Genomic DNA, 22,162 nt, shown 5'->3' with positions numbered 1-22,162 from the left:
GGGCTTCTCTTTTTATATTGAACACCAAAACTTAGGAGGTAACTGACTTGACCGTTCAAAGTGCCTATCAAGAAGAGCAGGAACGATTAACGAAATCACTGGAGGACATCCTGACTCAGCTGCAGGCCATTGGCCCGCGCTACAAAGGGGATGACTTCACCGAGCAAATGCTCGATCTGCAGCAAGAGGAACGCCGGCTGAGACTGGAAATATCGAAACGAGAGCCGTATTTCGGCCGCATTGACTTCGAAGAGCTTCCAGGAAATGAAGCGAAGCCCTTATATATTGGCAAAGCAGGAGTAGCGAAAAAAGATAGCAATGAGCTGCTCGTGATCGATTGGCGTGCACCAGCTGCCAGCGTATTCTACTCCTTTACAGGTGGCGAGGCTCCGGCATCCTATGAATCGCCCGATGGGCAGATTGAAGGACATGTCCACTTGAAGCGGAACTTTATGATTCGCCAAGGCGAAATTGTACGGCTGGTTGACAGCTACGTACGAGGTCAAGATGAGGGCTCAGTAACAGATGAGTTCCTTCTCTACCGTCTAGGTGAGAACAAAGATAATAAGCTGCGTGACATCGTATCAACGATTCAAGGCGAGCAGGACCTTATTATTAGAGCGGACCGGAGCAAAGCGTTGTTTATCCAAGGCGTAGCAGGAAGTGGAAAGACGACCGTTGCCTTGCACAGGCTGGCATTTCTCCTTTATCAATATGCAGATAAAATGCGCGCAGAGCGGATGATTATATTCGCACCGAACCGCATGTTTCTCGACTATATATCCGGTGTATTGCCGGAGCTTGGTGTAGGCGATATTCAGCAGACGACGTTCAGTGACTGGACCGTTGAGCTGCTGGAGAAGACGATAACCGTCAGTGATCCTTCGGATGCGATGTCCTATTGGTTCGAAGAGCGCCGGACGGCAGAGGAAATTGAGCATGCTTCTGGCCGTTTCAAAGGGAATTTGGCGTTTAAAAAAATCGTAGATGAGCGAATTGCTGATTTCGAGAACCGGATCGTTCCCGTTATTCCATTCATACCTATTGACAGATTAGAACTGTCTCCCGCGCAGATGCGCGAATGGTATGATACGGACTACGGTGAAGAAACGTTAATGAAAAAGCGCGATCGTTTAGTTAGCCGCATTCGTCGTTGGTTCGAATCAGAGCTCAAGATGAAGGGGATTGCAGACAAAAAGGTAAGAGCAAAGGCGCTTGCCAAATTCAATAGCTTTACGAAAAAAATACCTTCATACACGGCTTTGCAGCTATATGCCTCGTTGTTTAGCGGCAAGCAGCAGGTTGACGACATTCCGAAACAGCTTTCAAAAGCTACTGCAGCGCGCTTGAAAAACGAGGTTGCCGCCGCGGAGGATTTAGCTCCGCTTGCATACATCCAGCTTCAGCTGTTCGGCCTGTCTAAGCAAGCGTTCGACCATATCGTTATCGATGAAGCGCAAGACTATTCGCCGTTTCAGCTTGAAGTGCTTCGTCTATGCCAGCGTACGGCTTCGATGACCGTATTGGGCGATTTGCAGCAGGGTATACATGCTTATGCAGGTGTACAAAGCTGGGGCCAGCTTACAGAGCTGTTCACGGAGGAGCAGATAGGCTACTATGAGCTCAACCGTTCTTATCGCTCAACTACGGAAATTATAGAATTTGCGAATAAGATTCTGGGCAGCATGACTGGCGGCGTTAAGCCTGCCGTACCCGTATTCCGCAGCGGCGATGCGGTAATTGTGGAGTCGATATCGGATGAAGCATGGCTTCCCGCTCTAGAGGCAACCGTTAGGGAGTGGCAAGCGCAGGGCGAATATGAGACCATATCCGTCATCGGCCGAACAGCGTCAGAGTGCGAGGTTATTTACAATTATTTGCAAGAAAAGGAACTGCCCGCGTCATTAGTTCAGAGCAAACAGCCGGCTTATGGTGGCGGTCTGTCAGTAGTACCCGTGTATTTGTCGAAAGGGCTAGAGTTTGATGCGGTGCTGATCGCTGATGCGGGAGAGGAAGCTTATGCACCGCTTGATGCCAAGCTGCTCTATGTAGGCTGCACGCGCGCACTGCATAAGCTCAAGCTATATTCACGAGGGAAGCTGACCTCATTACTTGGTGAATAAACCTTCTAGTGCAGCGTTAATTTGTATCAGGGATGAATGGGAACGCAATCTATTAGGCCGTCGCAGCGCTTGCGGCGGTCCTTATTGTTGTTCAGCGTGCAGAGCCATTGTTTATAGGATGCCAAATAGATCAATAATGTGAACAACGAATCCGATTACCACCTAACGGCGTATAAATGGCGATAGAGGAGAGTGGGCGAATTGGCACTGGTCTATGAAACACATGAGCAATTGAAAGCAACTTTGCAGGAAATCGAAGCATGGGAGAAGGAGCAGAAGAATTTATGGTTCTGGGAGAAGATAGGGCGCCTTCCTTTCATGCTGCTAGATAAATTAACGCCTAAATTCATACAAGAAAAGATTGGACAAGCAGTGAATGAAATGGGCAGCTATATTCAAAATGGAGGTAAATATCTCATCTCAGAGCGTTCCATATTAGAACAGCTGCAGCGTAATGCTTCGCAGGCTGGAATGAAGCAGTTGAATGACGATGCAGAGAATGAGTTCGAACAGGCAACGCAATTACCTTTGTCAGTTATGAATACTACAGCCGCCCAGCTTGCCTCAAGCCGCTCGACGATGGCAACCCTTCAAGGAGCTACTACAGGGATAGGCGGCATCTTTACACTGGCGGTAGATATTCCAGCTGTGCTGGGCTTATCGCTCAAGATTATTCAAGAAATTGCAATCTGTTACGGCTTCGATCCTAAGTGCAAGGAGGAACGCGTATTTGCCGTGAAAGTGATGCAATTCGCTTCATCCGATATTGTGGGCAAAAAGGCGATTATTGAGGAACTTGCTGCTTATGAGAAAGGAAGCAGAAATAGCCAAATGATGTCGCAGTTGCAAGGGTGGAGAGAGGTCGTTACGATGTATCGCGATAATTTCGGCTGGAAGAAACTGTTTCAGATGATTCCAATCGCGGGTATGCTGTTCGGTGCATTCATCAACCGCGGTATGCTTAACGATGTGGCAGAGGCCGCAACGATGTTATATAGAAAACGCAGAGTATTAATCAAGCTTGAGGAGAATGAGGCGAAGGCGTAATGACAGTGATGACACGAGAGCAATTAGCACAGAAGGCAGCTGTTTTCATCGGGGAAGCCTATTATGAGCTTGACAAAACTGAAGCGGAGGCAAAGCGCCGAATTGAGGCAGTCACAGAGCAAATAGAGAGAACAGGCAGCTATGAGCATACCTATGAAGAGCTAAAGCATGGTGCCAAAATGGCTTGGCGCAACAACAATCGGTGTATCGGACGCTTGTTCTGGCAGACGCTGGAGGTATTCGATGCACGTGACGTAGAAGATGAGCTTCAAGCAGCCGAACGGATATTCGCTCATATGGCGTTCGCAACGAATAAAGGAAAGGTTCGTCCTGCTATTACAATCTTGCCTGCACGCAGCTCGAAAAACAGCATGCGATTATGGAATCATCAGCTCGTGCGCTATGCGGGCTATTCAACAATGGACACAGTCGTTGGTGACTCGTCCTCCTTGGCATTCACTGCAGCTTGTGAGAAGCTGGGCTGGAAGGGCGAAGGCACGCGGTTTGATTTATTGCCGCTCGTGATACAGAAAGGCGATGACCAGCCTAAATGGTTCACATTGCCAGCGAATGCAGTGCTAGAGGTACCGTTATCACATCCGACCTGTAATGAATTCGAGCAATTAGGCTTACAATGGTACGGCGTTCCGTTCGTAGCCGATATGGAGCTTGAGATCGGCGGAATATGTTATGCAGCAGCACCATTTAACGGCTGGTATATGGGTACAGAAATCGGTGCTAGAAACTTGTCCGATACGGATCGTTATAACGAGCTGCCAAACGTAGCAAAGCTGTTCGGCTTCGATACATCGACGAATACTTCGCTATGGAAGGATCGCGCATTAGTTGAATTAAATATAGCCGTGCTTCATTCCTATAAGAAGCACGGCGTGAGCATCGTCGATCATCATACGGCAGCAGAGCAATTTCTACGATTCGAGAAGCAGGAGCAGGAGAAAGGCAGGCTCGTAACGGGACGCTGGTCATGGCTCATACCGCCAATGTCACCAGCAACGACTGGCATATGGCATCGCAGCTACAAGGATATTGAACGAACGCCGATCTATCGCTCACAACCCGTTCCGTATTAATCGCTAAATAGCGGCTTGCTTGGAGAGATCCTCCTTAATGAGATCAGCGGTTAATTGCCCGCTTAACGTAACCATAGGGACACCGCCGCCTGGATGCGTTGAGCCGCCAACGAAATACAAATTTCCGATTATGGCACTACGGGAAGGGATTTTGAAGCCCCCATTCAACTTGCGATCTGTGACAATGCCATAGATGGAGCCGCCGTTCGCGCCGTATAGCGCTTGTATGTCATCAGGCAGAAATTGATGCTCCCACTCAATGTGCTGACGCAAATGCTCGGCTCCCATGCGTTCCAGCTTATCCAGCACCAGCTCCCGGTACGCTTCTTGATAAGTTGCCCAGCTCTCCCCTTCGCGAAGCGGCGGGACATGGGTAAGGACGAACCAGTTCTCCTTGCCAGAGGGTGCTTGCGATGGATCGCTTTTGGACGAAATCCCGACATACACCGTCGGATCGGAAGTAGGCTTTTTACTCACGAACATATCGTGGAACTCTCGTTCTGGCTGCTTCGAGAACAGGAAGTTATGATGCTTGAAGCTGTCATAGCTCCGATTGACTCCGAGCAGCATGACATGACCTGAGACAGTTGGTGCATATTTGGCAAGCTTCGTGAGCTGAACCGCGCTTTGGGGATGATGGCTTAGGATGCTTCTATGTGCAGGCAACGCTTCTAGGTTGCTAACCACTAGATCACAGCTAATCGTTTCTCCGTCTAGTCTTACTCCGGTTGCCATTCCGTTCTCCGTTATAACCTCCAGCACTTCACTGTTCGTTCGCACCTCAACGCCAAGCTCGATAAGCAGCCGCAGCATGCCGCGCGCTATATTGTACATGCCTCCCTCGACATAATAGATGCCAAGACCCATCTGCACGTAAATAAGCTGGGACAGCACAGCTGGTGCTGCGTATGGTGATGAACCGATATACATAATCATAAAGTTGAATAGCTGCTTTAGATGCGGATGGCGCAAATAGTGCTCGGTTTTCTGTGCCATTGTCTTCAGAGGGTCCATGGCCAGCAATTCCTTCAGAGAATGCTGCTGCCGCATATCCGAGATACCGGTTATCGAACGACTATAGAAGCTTTTCAGACTAAGTTCATATTGCTTGCGGCAATAGTCCACATAGCGCATAAATCGTTCTTTATCCTCGGCCGAAAGAGCATCAATCTGGGCAAGCATATTTGGAAGATCGCCTAGCACGTCAAGCTCGGTTCCGTCCTCATATTTGGCCCGCCACTGTGGCTCTACTCGTTTTAATGTCATGTAATCTTCCAGATTCTTGCCGGCAGAAGCGAATAACTGCTCCAGCACCCAAGGCATCGTAAGAATGGAAGGTCCCGTATCGAATCGGTAGCCTTCGCCCTCGCGTATATTCAGTTTGCCGCCTGCTCGCTCGTTCTTCTCAAGCACTAGCACATCATGTCCGTCCGCACGCAGTCTAATTGCTGCTGAAAGTCCTCCAAGGCCGCCTCCGATTACGATCACTTTTTTATTCATCAATTATAATCCTCCTGATTTGAAATCACTCATATGGTTGATAATAGATTCATACCCACATCAATTGTCTTATAATCCCAGTCTGTACGCTTTCCTTGAAGGAAATACAGGGTATTCAAAACTTTTACTATTAAATTTGATAGAAGGAGATATGAAAAATGTTGCATATGATTTGGGACGCGTTGTGCGTTCTGTTAGGCTTTGTACTCTTTCAACCTATTTGGTGGAAGAAACAGAGTTTGTCACCCGCTCATAGAGAGGATTCTCAGAGATCGACTGTCATCAGTGATAGACAAGTTAATCTTTCGGTTATTATTCCTGCACGCAATGAAGCGGCTAACTTACAGGTATTGCTTCCGATGCTGGATCAACAGAATCTGAAGCCGATGCAAATCATAGTTGTCGATGACGGATCAGAGGATGCTACTGAAGAAACAGCAGAAGCATTAGGAGCGATTGTCGTGAAGGCACCTCCGCTACCGGCAGGATGGATAGGGAAGTCTTGGGCTTGCTGGAGCGGAGCGCATGCTTCAAGCGGCGAATGGCTGTTGTTTCTAGATGCCGATACAAAGCCGTCTCCTGCATTTATTGACGCTATGTATAGCCAATTGCTTATATTTGGCGGTATGGTTTCCGTTCAGCCTGTACATGAGGTGCCGACGTTTCGTGAGCAATGCTCAGCTTTCTTCAATTTAGTTATTACGGCAGGCTCTGGCGCGAGTGCTTGGCTGCCCTTGCGAACGGACGGCTTTGGGCCATGTGCCGCATGCCGACGCACTGCTTATTTTGATGTTGGAGGACATGAACGAGTACGGGGTGACATTCTGGAGCATTTGACTCTAGGGAAACGATTCAAGGAAGCCGGGCATCGATCGACCTTGCTGCTTGGGCAGCAACTGCTGCAATTTCGGATGTACCCTGAAGGCTGGCGGTCGCTCGTGCAGGGCTGGTCCAAAAGCATTGGCAAAGGAGCGGGAGCAACCCCTGCATTGTTGCTTGCGATTGTCATTATTTGGATGTCTGGTCTAGCTTCTGCAGCTATTCGAGTCATTTCGTGTCTACAAGGGGAGCCACTTAATGAATGGCTATTCGCAATTCTGCTGTATATTGCGGGAATAGTTACGGTTTCACATGGACTCAAGGCGAGCGGAACCTTCAAGTGGTATACGAGTATTTGTTATCCTGCTTATCTGTTTTTTTTCGCAGCCTTATTCAGTTACTCGCTCATTCTCTCCTTCATCGTACGCAAGGTTTCTTGGAAAGGAAGGCAAATTGATGTTCCTTGACCTGCCGAGTCCGTTCATATGGGTGCTGAACACAGTTGGTTTAGCGGGATTGCCACTGATGATCAGCTGGTTGTTTATTCGCCTTCCTCACCAATTGTTCGCGAGCGACAAAGGGATTACTAAGCTGCTTCCTTTCGAGAAGAATGGCACACGATTTACTCGCATTCTGCGTATTAAGCGTTGGAAACGGTGGCTGCCTGACGGAGGTGCGTGGATGAAGAACGGTTTTGCCAAAAAAAAGCTGGCTGCAGTCAATCCTGTCTACATCGAACAATTCATGCGGGAAACGCGCCGCGGGGAATGGGCTCATTGGTGTATGCTGCTTTCAACTCCTTTATTCAGTCTTTGGAATGAAGGATGGAGCTTGGTTATCGTTCTAACCTATGCGTTTGCGGTTAATGTACCCTGTATTCTCGTACAACGCTACAATCGTTCAAGGTTCTCTCGGCTGATGTTAAGGAGGGACGAGATATGCTATCCTAAGAAGATGACATCAGCTCGCTTGGAGGAATTTTAAACGTGGATTTTAATATGCAATATTTGTCCTTTTTTGTGATACATACCGATGGAGAGGAGAGCGCAACTTCATCAGGAAAACGATTCAAGCATTACCAGACCTTAGAAGAAGATACTTATGAGGATAGTGAAATTCAAAGGTTTCTGGATGACGAGTTTAAGCGGATCGTAAAACGCAAGGTCGAACGAAATCCGAATTCGGCAGGCGCGCCTACGAAGATCGGCCGATTTATGGTTGAACCTGGTTATGAGCTTGGCAGCAATCAGAACTATAATCTGTTCCAACGACTTCGCGATGCGGATTCGAAGGAACGTTTCATAGGCATTGCGGATGAGCTTGTCCGAATCTATATGGACACGAGCGCTGTTCGCGGAGGTGCGTTTATTATTGCCCTCTCGAAGCTTAACACTTATTTCGACGAGCCTTTTTTGTTTTTGCTGAAATGTGATTTTGAACCCAAAATTGCTAGAATCTCCGATGAGAAGAACTTGATTTCGCAGGTCGAAATGGCCATTAGCGCACGAAGCATCAAGTCCATTCAGTATCCACATATGCCAGAGGAAGGGATGCTGGAGCATTGGGAGCTTAAGATTCATCAAGCCTCGCATGCTCGGTATTTCGAAGACTTCCTGAAATATGTTTCCTATGAAAAGCCACTACCCGAGGTGATGGGTGAGCAGGTAGTCGAAATGGTTCACCAGTACATTGCTGATAAGTGGCAGGAGGATGAGAGCTCCGAGAGGCGAGAGGAAGAAAATGCGGTTGAAGTATGGGCAGCCAGCGAGAAACGAGATTTGCAGGAATGGTGGACACCTGAACAGGTTGAGGTTGCCGCTGCTGCACTCGTCGAGCAGAAGCCGGATTTGCCCTTTACGTTCAAGCTGGGCGATGTGACTGTGAAAGGGCTGTTAGCTGATTTCGGGGACAGTATTCATTTCGCAAAGCATAACGGTCGTTATGTCGTCATTATCGAAGGAGATTCCTTCCAATTCGATAAAGGGATGTCACCCGTTGAGCTCGTTCAGCCGCTTGATCTCATTGATGTTATGCCCAAAATCGGCAGCCGACAGCCAGATGAGGACGCAGATTCGGGTTATAGCTATACCCCTGCCGGCGAAGCGCCTGACAACAAAGAAGATGTACCGTGGTAGTGTGACATGAGGTATGAATGAAAAGGGAGAAGGAGAGGATAGTTAAGTGGAAAACTTATTCTTTATAGAAATTGGCATGGGATGCGATCTGCATGGTCAGAACATTACGAAGGCATCGGTGCGTGCGGTTCAAAACGCCATTCATCATAACTCTATGCCTGGACTGCGGTCTGTGCTGCCTGGAGGTACACTCGATAGCATGAAAGTGCGGGTTAGACTCGCGCTGCCATGTGATCATGAGCTGCTCGATGTTGAGCAGGTGAAGGCTGTGCTGCCCTACGGCCAAGTGACGGTCGAAGTGGTACAGGGCGGCATGCTCACGACAAGCGGCATCGTACTGTCTGATAAAGATGATAAAAATGACTTGATTTATATCGTCAATGCATCGGTAGAAGTAGGCTACTAATCGCGTCTCCACATGCCCAAAAGGGAGAAAAGTATGGTTTTGAAGCTTGGTTTATTCGCTTTGCTGCTCGTATTTACCGCGTTCTTCGTTGCAACTGAATTTGCGATCATTCGCATGCGCGCAAGCCGGGTCAATCAAATGGTTGCTGAAGGCGTCAAAAATGCAAAAGCGGTCGAACATGTGACGAACAAGCTGGATGGATATTTATCCGCTTGCCAGCTAGGCATCACGATTACAGCACTAGGTCTCGGCTGGCTAGGTGAGCCAACCGTTGAGCTTATCCTGCATCCGCTCTTCGACCGTTTACATATCGAGGGCGATGTTAGCAATGTGTTGTCTTTTATCGTTTCGTTTGTCATCGTGACCTATTTGCATGTAGTGCTTGGCGAGCTTGCCCCTAAGACGCTGGCCATCATTAAATCGGAGGAAGTCAGTCAATGGGCTTCGCCGATCATCATTGTGTTCTACAAGGTGATGTTCCCCTTTATTTGGCTGCTTAACGGCTCTGCGAATGCATTGGTTCGGTTGTTTGGACTAAAGCCTGCGAGCGAGCATGAGGCGCATTCGGAAGAGGAGATCCGCATTATTTTGTCCGAGAGCTATGAAAGCGGCAAAATCAATAAGAGTGAATATGGCTATGTGAGTCGCATTTTTGCTTTCGATGAACGTCTGGCTCGCGAAATTATGGTGCCGCGCACGGATATGGTTTGCTTATACGCCAACCATACCCGCGAGGAAAACCTAGCGACCATCAAGCGGGAGCAATATACGCGTTTTCCCGTTGCAAAAGGCAGCAAAGATAATATTATCGGTGTTTTGAACACGAAGCAGTTCTTCCTTGCTTATGAGGATGATCGGAATGTAGAAGTGTCCTCGCTGCTGCAAACAGTCATGTCTGTACCCGAAGTCATGCCCATCAACAAGCTTCTGCGTAGAATGCAGTTGGAGCGCGTCCATATTGCTGTGCTGCTGGATGAATATGGAGGTACGGCAGGTTTAATTACAATAGAGGATATTATCGAGGAAATCGTGGGGGAGATCCGTGACGAATTCGATGAGGATGAAGTGAAGGAAATCGAAATTTTGGAGCAGCAGCGGTATATGGTTAACGGCAAGGCGCTCATCACCGATGTGAATGAAGCTGTTGGAACTGAGCTTTCATGCGAAGAAGTGGATTCCATCGGCGGCTGGTTGTTTAATTTAAAACCGGAGCTTCCTGTTGGCGAGCCATGGGTATTCGATCATGTTACTTTTACGATTCGCGAGCGCGACGACAATCGTATCCGTAAAATAGAAATTCAGACCGATTTTCACGAAAGTGAGATGGGCACCTATGGACATGCATAAGCTAATGAATAGCAGGCTTTAAGCATGATAAAACCGAGGGGGAGATCGGGCGTTGGGAGATATCATTACTGCGATTATTATGGGAATAGTTGAAGGATTGACGGAGTTTCTGCCTGTATCCTCAACCGGTCACTTGATTCTTACAGCAGAGCTGCTTAACTTTACAGATGACCGTGCCAAAACGTTTGAAGTCGTTATTCAGTTTGGCGCAGTACTTGCAGTGCTGGTGCTCTATCGCCAGCGGTTCGCAAGCTTGCTCAATTTCCGAATCAGTAAAGGCTCAGGGCTGAACGCACTGCATATTATTCTTGCAATGGCGCCTGCTGGCGCGTGTGCGGTATTGCTCCATTCCTTTATCAAGGGAGAGCTGTTCGTTGCCGAGAAGGTGTTGGTCGGACTAGTTGCCGGTGGTGTCCTCATGATTATCGCTGATCGCGTGCGAAAGAAGCCGACTGCCGAGGAGCTTGACGATATGACGTACAAGCAGGCTTTCGCGGTTGGCTGCTTCCAAGTGCTTGCGCTATGGCCAGGCTTCTCCCGTTCAGGCTCTACGATCTCGGGTGGCATGCTGTTCGGTGTAAGTCAGAAAGCGGCAGCAGAATTTACGTTTCTTGTTTCGGTTCCAATCATGGCAGGAGCAAGCGGAATCGATCTTCTCAAAAGCCGGGAGTTTCTCACGACTGCAGATTTGCCTTTATTTCTGATTGGATTAATTGCAGCTTTCATCGTGGGTATGATCGCCGTCGTCACCTTTATCAATATGATGAAAAAAATTAAGCTTTCATGGTTCGCGTATTATCGATTTGCATTAGCGGCACTTTTTTATTTCATCATATTATGAGTAACCGAATGCGTAAGGAGAAACGGCTGTCGTCGTCCTTTTTCAGATCGTTTCATTCCGAGAAATATAGAAAAATGTTGGCGGAATTATTTGCTTTTCTGTATTTTAAAAAGCAGTCAGAACGGGCTAATTGATACCCGTTATCAGTGGGAATTGTGATTAGTCGAGAACCGTTTTCAATTAGCAAAAAACGAGCAAAAAACTTGCAAAAACACCTATCATTAATTTATATCCAAGCTATTAATTTTTCTGATAAACCATCTGAAATCAGAGCATTTTGCTCTGATTTTTTTATTTTCCAAGTAATTTCAGGTTAATTGCATAAAAATGGATTTATTGGTGGGGGATAGGGTCGTTGAACGTTTAGTCTGATTATGTTAGCTTTAGTAATATCGAAATATGACGAAATACAAACGAACAAATTTTAAATGACGATGAAACGTAATGATGAACTTATGTTTATGAGAGGTGGATATTGTTGCAACTTCAAGTAACGAACAGTCCTTTTAATCAGGAGCAAGTTGAGCTATTGAACCGATTGCTTCCAACACTGACCGAGTCTCAGCAAATTTGGCTGACCGGCTACATGTTTGCTCGTCAAGCATCCGCTGGCACGCCAACTATTGGAGACGCCATTCTGGCCGCTTCTGAAGCGCCAAGCACGCAAGTAATTGAGGCCGTGAACCAAGCGCCAGCAGCATCGCGCGAGGTTACGATTCTGTTCGGCTCACAAACTGGAAATTGCCAGAGGCTGGCTGCAGGTGTTGCACGCAAGCTCGAAGAGCAAGGCATGCAGGTTACCGTTGCTGCAATGAACAAATTCAAAATGAACGGTTTGAAAAAAGTCGAAAATTTATTGGTCATTGCAAGCACGCACGGCGAAGGCGAGCCGCCTGATAATGCACGCGCTCTCCATGAACTTCTATACAGCAAACGCGCGCCGCAATTCGATAATCTGTTCTTCTCGGTTCTCGGACTTGGTGATACGTCTTATGAGTTTTTCTGCCAAACAGGCAAAGATTTCGATCAGCGTCTTGAGGAGTTGGGCGGCAAGCGTCTTAGTCCTCGTGTAGACTGCGATCTTGATTATGATGAGTCAGTTGCAGCATGGACCGCACAGGTTATTAGCGCCTTGAATGAGCGACTTAGCGGTGCTTCCAGCACAGGAGCGGCTACAGTACAGGGTGCAGGCGTGGAGGCAGTTGTCGCGCAATCCGCGTACTCACGTTCCAACCCGTTTAAAGCCGAGGTGCTGGCTAACCTGAACTTGAACGGCCGCGGCTCCGATCGAGAAACACGTCATTTGGAGCTGTCACTCGAAGGCTCTGATTTATCGTATGAGCCTGGTGACAGCCTAGGTATATACCCGGAGAATCATCCTGAATTAGTGGATGCGATTATTAAAGAGCTTAACTTCAATCCCGATGAAAACGTTGCAATAAATAAGAACGGCGATCAAGGTACGCTGCGGGACGCTCTTCTGAAGCACTATGAAATTTCAGTCCTGACGAAGCCGCTGCTTACGCAAGCAGCAGAACTGTCCGCTAATCCAGCACTAAGTGAACTACTCGCGCCAGGCAAAGAGCAAGAACTCAAGGCGTATGCGAGTGGCCGTGATCTGCTTGATCTGGTACAAGACTTCGCACCATGGAAAGCGACTGCCAGCAGTTTGACATCGATTCTGCGTAAGCTGCCTGCAAGGCTATATTCCATCGCCAGCAGCTTCAAGGCTAATGAGGACGAAGTGCATCTGACTATTCGTGCTGTCCGTTATGAAGCGCATGGCCGTGACCGTTATGGTGTATGCTCTATTCATTGCGCAGACCGCATTCAACCAGGTGACAGCTTGCCGATTTACATTCAACAGAATCCGAACTTCAAGCTGCCTTCGAACCCTGACGTGCCTGTTATCATGATTGGACCGGGAACAGGCGTTGCTCCATTCCGTTCGTTCCTTGAAGAGCGTGAGGAGCTTGGAGCAGAAGGTAAAACATGGTTGTTCTATGGCGATCGCCATTTCGTTACTGATTTCTTGTATCAAACCGATTGGCAAAGAATGCTCAAGGATGGCGTATTAACGAAGCTTGACGTAGCATTCTCCCGCGATATGGAAGAGAAGGTTTATGTGCAGCAGCGCGTACTTGAGAATAGTAAAGAACTCTATACATGGCTGCAAGAAGGCGCTCATGTATATATCTGCGGCGACGAGAAGCATATGGCACATGATGTGCATTCCGCATTGTTGACAGTGATCCAGCAAGAGGGTTCATTAAGCGGAGAAGAAGCTGCTGCTTATTTGGATAATATGCAAGAGCAGCAGCGCTACCAGCGTGACGTATATTAATAAATAATGAACAACAAGATAAGTTCGCGAATGATTGCGAGAGGAGACAGCAATAATGGCAAAAGAGCAATTGGTTAAACCGATCGGCGGGCCTCCAAGTGAAGTCGAACATATTAAAATCGAAAGCAACTACCTGCGCGGAGCGTTGGTAGAAACGCTGAAAAATCCGATTACAGGCGGATTGCCTGAGGATGACAATCGGCTGTTGAAGTTTCACGGGAGCTATATGCAGGATGACAGAGATCTGCGCAACGAACGCGAGCGTCAGAAGCTTGAACCTGCATTTCAATTCATGCTTCGTGTTGTGCTGCCTAGCGGTGTAGCGACATCTCAGCAATGGCTTGCCATGGATGGACTTGCGCATAAATACGGCAACGGCACGCTGCGGCTGACAACTAGACAAACCTTTCAAATGCACGGGATTCTAAAGTGGAATCTGAAGCCTACGCTCAAAAAAATTAATGACGAGCTGATGACGACCCTAGCTGCTTGTGGCGACGTTAACCGCAACGTCATGTGCAGTCCTAATCCGTTTCAATCCGATCATCATGGCGAGGTTAGCCACTGGGCGCGTCAGGTCAACGATCATTTGGCACCGCGCACTCGGGCATACCATGAAATTTGGCTGGATGGCGAGAAGGTTGTGGACGGTCAGCAGGACGGAGCAGAGGTTGAACCGATCTATGGTCCCGTTTATTTGCCTCGTAAGTTCAAAATCGGCTTTGCTATTCCGCCTTACAATGATGTTGACGTATTCTCTCAGGATATCGGTTATATCGCTGTCATTGAGGAAGGCAAGCTGAAAGGCTTTAATATCTCGGTAGGCGGCGGCATGGGCATGTCCCATGGCGATACGACAACTTACCCTCAGCTTGGCAAGGTCATAGGCTTCTGCCCGCCTGAACGCATTGTGGCCCTTGCAGAGAAAACGATTATGATCCAGCGTGATTACGGAAACCGCTCGATCCGCAAAAACGCAAGATTCAAATATACGATTGATCGTCACGGTATTGAATGGTTCAAGGAGGAGCTGCAGAATCGTTTGGGTTGGCAGCTTGAGGATGTACGCCCTTATCAATTCGAGAATAACGGCGATCGTTATGGCTGGTTGAAGGGTAGCAACGGCAAATGGAATTTGACGTTGTACATTCAAAGCGGACGTATTGATGATCAAGAAGGATACCCGCTAATGACCGGACTTAGAGAAATTGCCAAGGTACACACCGGCGATTTCCGCATTACACCAAACCAGAACTTGATTATCGGCAACGTGACTAGCCAGAAGAAACGTAAAATTACGGAGCTGGCTGAGCAATACGGATTGACGGATGGAGCACATCTTTCTGCACTTCGCAGAAGCTCATTGTCCTGTGTATCATTGCCTACATGCGGACTGGCAATGGCAGAAGCAGAACGTTACTTGCCGTCACTCATTGACAAGCTAGAGCCGATTATTAACGAAGCTGGCCTGCGCGACAAAGAAATTAATATACGGATGACAGGCTGCCCGAACGGCTGTGCAAGACCTGCTCTGGGTGAAATTTCGTTTATTGGTAAGGCACTTGGGAAATACAATATGTATATGGGTGCCGGCCATGCTGGTGAAAGACTTAACAAGCTTTACCGCGAGAACATTGATGAAACCGAAATTTTGGACACTCTTCGCCCAATTATTAGTCAATATGCGAAGGAACGTGATGCAGGAGAGCATTTCGGTGATTTTGTTATCCGTGCTGGTTATGTGAAAGCTGTTCATGATGGACAGGAATTCCACAACTAGAAGCGATCATAATTCAGGTAGCCATACAAGAAGGGCAGTCACAATGTCATCACAGATGACGATGGGACTGCCCTTCTTGTATTTCTCGGAATGAAACGCGCCGCGCCGCAAAAGGACGGCGACAGCCGTTTCACCTTGTTTGTTATTATTCGCGAAGCAGTTTCTTATCAAGCACGAATGTGCCGAATGGCAAGAATGCTGCAATGAACGCGGCTGCTGCTTTAAAGATCGACCAGCGGTGAACGATCCATACATGGAGTACCGCGAGCATATAAAGAACAAATAATAGTCCGTGCAATCCGCCGACAACGGTTACAGCTTGGGGAATATCTGCCCAATACTTAAGTGGCATAGCGATGAGCAGCAGTACAAGAAAAGAAATACCTTCATAAAACCCGACGACACGCAGTCGGCCCATGGCCGTTTTGAACATGTGATTACCTCCGATTATTAGTCTTTCAAACGCGGTTCTAAACCAGCCCACAGTAGTTCTACGATTTCGAACGCAGCTTGTTCCACTGTTTTTTCGTCATTAATAATTTCTTTGCGATTACGTACGGTCAGCATGGCTGTAAAAAGGTGGGCAAGCAGCAACGGATCACTCACAGCAATTTCACCTTCATCCATCGCTTTCTTAAATACAGAGCAAATAAGGACATGCAGCGCATTCTCGCTTGCACGAATGCTATCGATCTGCTCCAATGATAAGCCTGAAGATGCTTCACGCATCATCGTTTCGAATTCAACATGTGCGTTTTTCATATGGCGAACGGCAACGCTAAGCAAACGTTCTTTGAGCGTACCGTCAACAAGGAGAAGGATAGCCGTATTGTCATAAGCCATTTTCAACACAAATTGAAGACAGTCTGTGAAGAGATGGCTTTTGTTATTGAAATAATAGTAGACGCTGGCTTTGGTAACGCCACAAGCCTTCGCAACACCTTCCAAGGATACCTTCTCAAAGCCTTGATCCATAAATAGAAAGGCTGCTGTACGTAAAATTTGCTGCATCGTTTGAATCGAACCTGTGCCTTTTGGGCGGCCTGGCTTGCGTTTTACCTGCTCGTCGCTCATGGCCATGACCTCCATTCATCAAATTGTAATAAATTTAGATTGATTAATTAACCTTCGGGTATATATAATTAAATCATCGCCTGGTTTTATTTTAAACGATAACAGGTAAAATGTGAAATGGAGGATTTGTCAAATGATCGAAAAATTAGCAGGGGTAATTGCAGGACCTCGTACGCGATGGGTTACACTAATCGCATGGATCATACTTGCTGCAGTTCTGAGCGTGTTTCTTCCTGCTGTTGGAGAAAAGGAGCAGAGCAATGCTCCGAATCTTGAGGTTGACAGTCCGTCAGTGCTTGCGGATCAGCTCATTAAAGAGAAATTCCCTAGTTCATCAGGTATTCCGGCATTAATCGTCTGGCATCGTGAAGGTGGATTATCGGATGATGACTATAGCCTTATTCAGAAAACGACTCAGCATATCGTAGAAAACCCCTTGAAGGAGCAAGGTGAAGTCGTACCACTTCATCAATTGCCGCTACCAGCACTAGAAGCATTCGCTTCTGAAGATGGTACGACGCTGGTACAGCCCATCGCATTTGGTGAGAATGCAGAAACCGAAGTTCTTAAAGAAAATATCGAGGAGATAAAATCGATCATCGGTGATGCTTCAGGCAAGAAACCGTTCGAGGTTGCTGTAGATGATGCTTCCGAACTAAGCGTGCGGGTAAGTGGACCAGCAGGGATTTCAGTAGATGCTACTGACCTGTTCAAGGGAGCAGACGTATCGCTTCTTATTGCAACCGTGCTTATCGTGCTTGTGCTGCTGCTGCTCATTTACAGATCGCCGATTCTGGCTATCATTCCTTTGATCGGAGTTGGCTTTGCTTACGCTGTCACGAGCCCGCTGCTCGGCTGGATGGCTGGAGAAGGCTGGATTACGGTCGATGCACAGGCTATATCGATCATGACGGTACTGTTGTTCGGAGCGGGCACTGATTATTGCTTATTTTTCATCTCGCATTTCCGTCAGGAATTAACGCGTGAGAACGATAAGATGAAAGCACTGAAACGCTCCTTCAAGGATGCTTCAGGTGCGATCGCAATGAGTGGATTTACAGTTGTCTTGTCATTGCTTGCATTGCTTGCGGCAAAATACGGCGCTTATGAACGCTTTGCCGTACCATTCAGCTTGTCGATCCTTATTATGGGTATTGCAAGCTTAACACTTGTGCCAGCCTTGCTATCGATTATTGGCAGAGCTTCATTCTTCCCATTCATTCCTCGCACGGAATTTATGGAGCAGGTACGTGCCGGCAAGAAAGGAAAAACCTACCGCAAGCCGAACCCGGACAAAAAACTGGGCTCCAAAATCGGCAGTCTTGTTATTGCGAAACCTTGGATGGTTGTCATTTCATCCGTTGTCATATTAGGTATTCTGGCAAGCTTCTCAAGTCAAATTAAGTTTACGTACGATCTGCTGTCCTCTTTCCCTAAGGATATGCCGTCAAGAGAAGGGTTTGAGGTTATTTCCAAAACCTTCACGCCTGGTGATTTAGCACCTATTACTGTAGTTGTGCAGACGGATGGTTCGAATGCAAATGTGGCAGACAAACTGGCTAAAGTTGCCCTTGTTGATCACGTTCAAGAGCCAAAACAAAGCATTGATGATCCGAATATGCTGTCGTATTCCGTCATTCTGAATACGAACCCCTATTCGCAGGAGGCGATGGATACCATTCCACTTCTCAGAGTGGCGGCGGAGACGGAGCTTGCAGGAGCACAGGTTGCGGATCCAGACCAGAAGGTATGGATTGGCGGGCAGACAGCGACGCAGTACGATTCCAAAGAGCTGACTGACCGAGATAATTCTGTGATCATTCCGTTAGTCATCGGCCTCATTATGGTATTGCTGTTAGCATATCTGAGATCAATAACGGCCACATTGTATCTCATTGGAACGGTATTGCTCTCATATGCAGCAGCGCTAGGCTTAGGCTGGATCATCTTGCATTACTTTATGGGTGTTGATGCCATTCAAGGTGCGATTCCGTTATACGCGTTCGTATTCTTAATTGCACTAGGCGAGGATTACAACATCTTTATGATCTCTAGCATCTGGCAGAAGAAAAAGACCATGCCTTTGAAGCAGGCAATTAAGGAAGGCGTGAGCGAAACAGGTGGCGTTATCACTTCCGCAGGTTTGATTCTAGCGGCTACGTTCGCAGTACTCGCATCACTGCCGATTCAAGTGCTTGTCCAATTCGGACTTATAACGGCAATAGGCGTCCTGATGGATACGTTTATCGTGCGTCCGTTCCTCGTGCCAGCGATTACGACCTTGCTTGGCAAAAAAGCATTTTGGCCGGCAAAGGTTGAGCTCGTAGAAGAATCCAAACAAACATCGAATCATTAGTACAGCTCACTACCGAAATGAATGCTTGAACTTCAAAATTGAAATATCGCTGCGAGAAAGCTAATTTAAGCTGTAAAGTACTCATAAGTTAGTTAAGCTGTTCATACACAAAAAAATGCTTCTCACGTAGCCTAAGCTATGCGAGGAGCATTTTTTATTCCCAACAATGCAACATATTTCCAGTGAAATGCGTCTTAGTTTAAAGGCCTTTTTTGACGTATAGGATAGTATATGATTTTACATATGCTTTCCCTATAGGTTTCGCAGAAACGATGGCGTCTATAGAAAGGACGCTATCAGACGTTTCTTTTTACCTAATACATAGAGATATTCGGGGGTATCTAATGTTTAACAAAAAAAGTAGCATGATTGTGGGGGCACTTGTACTTATCTTATTCGCCAGTTTATTGTATTCACCAAAAACGGCGCTGGCTTGCTCATGTGTAGAACGGGGTACTATACAGGATACAATGAACAAAAGCGACGCGGTGTTCGAAGGTACCGCGGTTTCTGTGAAACCATCTGCTGCAGCGTGGTTACGATCTAACGGGACTTCTGTGAAAACAAGCTTCCAGGTTTCAGAAGTATGGAAGGGACATGTAGCGCCTAAGATAGAAGTGCTTACGGCAGGCAGTGAGGACAGCTGCGGCTATACTTTCAAAGAAGGAGAACGCTATTTGGTTTATGCCAGAGCTACAGGTGCTGCGCTTGAAGTGAACTTATGCAGCGGAACTTTACTTCGTAGCGATGCTGATTCGCATATTGCACAGCTAGGCAGCGGCTCGTTGCCGCCGCAGCCCCTCAGCGCTGAAGAGCAGGAGGGAGAGTCTTTCCCGCGCAGCCTTGTTATATTCATTCTAATAGTCGTGCTAGGTTCCTCGTTCTTAATCTTGTTCATGATGAAGAGTAAACAGCTTAAATCAAGAACATAGCAACGATGGTTGTCACACTCAATCCAATTAGTACGGGCTTCAAGTTGCGACGAGCTAGCTCGAAGGGATCAACTCCGCAAATAGCGGCAGCAGGAATGAGTGCCCACGGTATAATCGTGCCGCCGCCAACCCAAATGGCAGCAACCTGGCCAAGCGCTGTCAATGTCGCAATGCCAGAGCCGATCGCTTGGCCGAACAGCTGGGCGACGGAGCCTGCGAGCGAAATGCCAGAGAAGCCAGAGCCGTCAAGACCAGTAACCGCGCCTACAACCGTCAGTGTAATCGAGCCGACAACTCCGTTCACAGGAACGATGTGCGCAAGTGCGATACCTAAGTCGTTGACGATTCCGAGGGAGCCGCCTGGAAGCTTCTCACCGAACATCGATAGAAAGCCAGAGTCGCCCAGATAGAAGAAAGCCGCAATCGGAATGACCGGGCCGAATACCTTGAACCCGAATACAAATCCTTCAATTAAATAGCTGGTTGTTTTCTCGAAGCCTTTTCCGCGATGCGTAAGCATTGTAATGAACAGCATAATGAGGATTGCAGTGCCGCCAATAAGGGCGGTAGCATCTCCTCCTTGCAAATTAAGCATATACATGGCAAGGACATCGACCGCGAAGAGTATAGGGATGGCTATCGCTAAGATTCGTTTCGTACGGAGCGAGAGTGCATTGCGGTCGGCTATATTTTTAGGATCATGGTCCGAAGCAGATGACGAAGAGGAAGCAATTAATCCGTCTCTCCATTTGCCTGACTTCTGGTCCCGCTTCATCATCCAGAAGGCTGCTACAGTAGTTACGGCGCCCATAACGATGACGAGCGGGATACTCGCTTGCATGACTGCGCTTACGGGAATGCCTGCTGCATCCGCAGTTAGCTTAGGCGCTCCTTGAATGATATAGTCGCCTGATAATGCAATGCCATGACCGAATAAATTCATGGCAACAGCGGCACCCAGTGCCGGTAAACCAACTCGAATTGCGACAGGAAGTAGTACTGCACCGATTAGAGCGACAGCAGGGGACGGCCAGAAAAACCATGAGGTTACCATCATTATAATGCCTATGCCCCAGAATGCCAGAGACGGGGTTCTTAGGAACCTTGTAAAAGGTGAGATCATGATTTCGTTTATACCTGTTCGGATGAGTATACGGCTCATAGCTACGATAATGGAAATGATGAGAATCGTACCGAGGAGTTCCTTGATCGCATAAATAAAGCTGTTAAATATCCCGCTTACCGAGCCGCTTGCTGAAGCTGTTGCAAGAATGCCAATGCCTAGAATGCCTGCAATACAGATTAAAGTCGTATCTCGCCGCATAATCATGAAACCAATAATGGCAAGGACGAATACCAAATATAACCAGTGCAGAGCTGTTAATTGAATGACCATTTCAATCATCTCCTTGTGACATACACGAAACCAGCATCTGCTGAACTCGTATAGTAATGTATGCAGGATCAAAGATAGGCGTTCATCACGTAACAGGACGTTTATAACGAGGAGGAGTTCGATGATTAAGCGGAGTGTAGCGATGTTAATGATCGCGGTAATGCTTATGACCGCTGGCTGTGGTATTATTGAAGAAGTAGGTCAAACGGTAAATTTTGCAACGGAAACGACGGATTACTTACAATCGCTTACAGACTTTGGACAAAATATGAATGGACTTGCAGAGCAGGCAATGAATGATCTTGATGCTAGAACGAACCTGAAGCAGCAGTTGGTAGCGCTGAAGGATCAGGTCATTCAGTATGAAGGTCTGCAAGTGCCGGATTATGCCAAGGATCTCCATCAGTCGATTGCGGATTATAACGCGACGCTGCAGAAGGGAATCGATCAAGCTCTCACTAATATTGAACAGGGAAGAGCGGTATTCGATTCTACGGGAATTCCGGATACGATCAACAAAATCAATGAGCTGCTTAATCAGATTAACCAGCTCACACCGTAACGAGTAGGAAGGAAGAACGAAATTGATTAATGTGAATGTTTTGGAAGCAACTATGACCTATTCGAAGGAAGACGGTTATGTAGGTAAGGTGCACTTCGGAGTAGAAGGACATAAGAATGAATACGAAATCGCACTTCATAGCAAACGAGGGAAAGAATGGGGCTACGGCTTGTTCTTTCTTCATGAATCGGGTAAAGAAGAGGAATTGCTTGCCCTTGAGGATTTATTGGAAGAGGACGATGAGCTGTTCGATTTCCTAATCGAAACCGCCAAGGAAAAGTTGGAGAAACAAGAATAATTGCATAGTTGAGTAGTTAAGGCCCCGTATTTATACGGGGTCTTTTTCTGTATGGATACAAGCTGACAAAAACGGTTTTTAGATATACGTATTGACTTGACCTGTATAAAT

19 protein-coding genes are annotated in these 22,162 nt (G+C 47.3%); 15 read left to right on the top strand and 4 right to left on the bottom strand.

The features are described from left to right. Window positions 1–47: 47 nt before the first annotated feature. The 3 genes from FGT79_RS04050 to FGT79_RS04040 all read left to right on the top strand — a co-directional run bounded on the left by FGT79_RS04050 (window position 48) and on the right by FGT79_RS04040 (window position 4,261). Entirely contained in the window at window positions 48–2,123 is a 2,076-nt protein-coding gene (locus FGT79_RS04050; protein ID WP_138751483.1) for a HelD family protein, read from the top strand. A gap of 192 nt (window positions 2,124–2,315) precedes the next feature. Continuing rightward, entirely contained in the window at window positions 2,316–3,170 is an 855-nt protein-coding gene (locus FGT79_RS04045; RefSeq protein ID WP_138751482.1) for an EcsC family protein, read from the top strand. 8 nt (window positions 3,171–3,178) lie between these two features. Further along, window positions 3,179–4,261: a nitric oxide synthase oxygenase gene (locus FGT79_RS04040; RefSeq protein ID WP_138752920.1), complete on the top strand. Its 1,083-nt coding sequence runs from the start codon at window positions 3,179–3,181 to the stop codon at window positions 4,259–4,261. Between the two features lie 3 nt (window positions 4,262–4,264). Here the strand turns inward: FGT79_RS04040 and FGT79_RS04035 are convergent, their stop codons facing one another. Further along, window positions 4,265–5,761, bottom strand: a complete 1,497-nt coding sequence (locus tag FGT79_RS04035) for a phytoene desaturase family protein (protein WP_138751481.1) — start codon at window positions 5,759–5,761, stop codon at window positions 4,265–4,267. Between the two features lie 158 nt (window positions 5,762–5,919). Here FGT79_RS04035 and FGT79_RS04030 point away from each other — a divergent pair, with 158 nt between their 5' ends. The 8 genes from FGT79_RS04030 (at window position 5,920) to cysI (ending at window position 15,433) form a co-directional block, all read left to right on the top strand. Continuing rightward, window positions 5,920–7,047 (top strand): glycosyltransferase family 2 protein, encoded by a 1,128-nt coding sequence (locus FGT79_RS04030; RefSeq protein ID WP_138751480.1) that lies wholly within the window; start codon window positions 5,920–5,922, stop codon window positions 7,045–7,047. Continuing rightward, a complete protein-coding gene (locus FGT79_RS04025; RefSeq protein ID WP_138751479.1) occupies window positions 7,037–7,564 on the top strand; it encodes a glycosyl-4,4'-diaponeurosporenoate acyltransferase CrtO family protein in 528 nt (175 codons plus the stop codon). The genes FGT79_RS04030 and FGT79_RS04025 overlap by 11 nt, the downstream gene beginning before the upstream one ends. A 2-nt stretch (window positions 7,565–7,566) precedes the next feature. Beyond that, a complete protein-coding gene (locus tag FGT79_RS04020; RefSeq protein ID WP_138751478.1) occupies window positions 7,567–8,715 on the top strand; it encodes a DUF3900 domain-containing protein in 1,149 nt (382 codons plus the stop codon). Window positions 8,716–8,761: 46 nt separating this feature from the next. Further along, window positions 8,762–9,121, top strand: coding sequence for a Lin0512 family protein (locus FGT79_RS04015; RefSeq protein ID WP_138751477.1), 360 nt, complete (start codon window positions 8,762–8,764; stop codon window positions 9,119–9,121). Window positions 9,122–9,154: 33 nt separating this feature from the next. Beyond that, window positions 9,155–10,468: a hemolysin family protein gene (locus FGT79_RS04010; RefSeq protein WP_138751476.1), complete on the top strand. Its 1,314-nt coding sequence runs from the start codon at window positions 9,155–9,157 to the stop codon at window positions 10,466–10,468. Between the two features lie 52 nt (window positions 10,469–10,520). Next, window positions 10,521–11,309 carry an undecaprenyl-diphosphate phosphatase gene (locus tag FGT79_RS04005; RefSeq protein ID WP_138751475.1) on the top strand — a complete coding sequence of 263 codons (789 nt, stop codon included), beginning with the start codon at window positions 10,521–10,523 and terminating at the stop codon, window positions 11,307–11,309. A 478-nt stretch (window positions 11,310–11,787) separates the two neighbouring features. After that, window positions 11,788–13,653, top strand: a complete 1,866-nt coding sequence (locus FGT79_RS04000) for an assimilatory sulfite reductase (NADPH) flavoprotein subunit (RefSeq protein WP_138751474.1) — start codon at window positions 11,788–11,790, stop codon at window positions 13,651–13,653. Between the two features lie 55 nt (window positions 13,654–13,708). Then, window positions 13,709–15,433, top strand: coding sequence for an assimilatory sulfite reductase (NADPH) hemoprotein subunit (cysI, locus tag FGT79_RS03995; protein ID WP_138751473.1), 1,725 nt, complete (start codon window positions 13,709–13,711; stop codon window positions 15,431–15,433). 145 nt (window positions 15,434–15,578) lie between these two features. On the opposite strand, the gene FGT79_RS03990 is transcribed toward cysI, so the two are convergent. Both FGT79_RS03990 and FGT79_RS03985 read right to left on the bottom strand, forming a co-directional pair. Beyond that, entirely contained in the window at window positions 15,579–15,866 is a 288-nt protein-coding gene (locus FGT79_RS03990; protein WP_138751472.1) for a DUF3817 domain-containing protein, read from the bottom strand. Window positions 15,867–15,883: 17 nt separating this feature from the next. After that, window positions 15,884–16,507, bottom strand: a complete 624-nt coding sequence (locus FGT79_RS03985; RefSeq protein WP_171056069.1) for a TetR/AcrR family transcriptional regulator — start codon at window positions 16,505–16,507, stop codon at window positions 15,884–15,886. A 133-nt stretch (window positions 16,508–16,640) separates the two neighbouring features. Here FGT79_RS03985 and FGT79_RS03980 point away from each other — a divergent pair, with 133 nt between their 5' ends. Further along, window positions 16,641–18,863, top strand: a complete 2,223-nt coding sequence (locus tag FGT79_RS03980; protein WP_138751470.1) for an MMPL family transporter — start codon at window positions 16,641–16,643, stop codon at window positions 18,861–18,863. A 344-nt stretch (window positions 18,864–19,207) separates the two neighbouring features. Further along, on the top strand, window positions 19,208–19,795 hold the full coding sequence (locus tag FGT79_RS03975; RefSeq protein ID WP_171056068.1) for a hypothetical protein: 588 nt from the start codon (window positions 19,208–19,210) through the stop codon (window positions 19,793–19,795). On the opposite strand, the gene FGT79_RS03970 is transcribed toward FGT79_RS03975, so the two are convergent. After that, the gene (locus FGT79_RS03970; RefSeq protein ID WP_138751468.1) at window positions 19,779–21,191 is read right to left on the bottom strand and encodes a hypothetical protein; all 1,413 of its coding nucleotides are present in this window, start codon (window positions 21,189–21,191) and stop codon (window positions 19,779–19,781) included. The two genes, FGT79_RS03975 and FGT79_RS03970, sit on opposite strands and share 17 nt — an antisense overlap. Before the next feature lie 121 nt (window positions 21,192–21,312). On the opposite strand from FGT79_RS03970, the gene FGT79_RS03965 reads away from it, so the two are divergent. Further along, window positions 21,313–21,753, top strand: a complete 441-nt coding sequence (locus FGT79_RS03965; protein ID WP_138751467.1) for a DUF6376 family protein — start codon at window positions 21,313–21,315, stop codon at window positions 21,751–21,753. Between the two features lie 31 nt (window positions 21,754–21,784). After that, window positions 21,785–22,051, top strand: a complete 267-nt coding sequence (locus FGT79_RS03960) for a hypothetical protein (RefSeq protein ID WP_342778476.1) — start codon at window positions 21,785–21,787, stop codon at window positions 22,049–22,051. The last annotated feature ends 111 nt before the right edge of the window (window positions 22,052–22,162 follow it).

Origin of the sequence: Paenibacillus sinopodophylli, from assembly GCF_005930355.1 — a bacterium.
Taxonomy (GTDB): domain Bacteria; phylum Bacillota; class Bacilli; order Paenibacillales; family Paenibacillaceae; genus Pristimantibacillus; species Pristimantibacillus sinopodophylli.
Note: the sequence above shows the minus strand (reverse complement) of the source record. Positions and strands in the feature narration are given on the sequence as shown.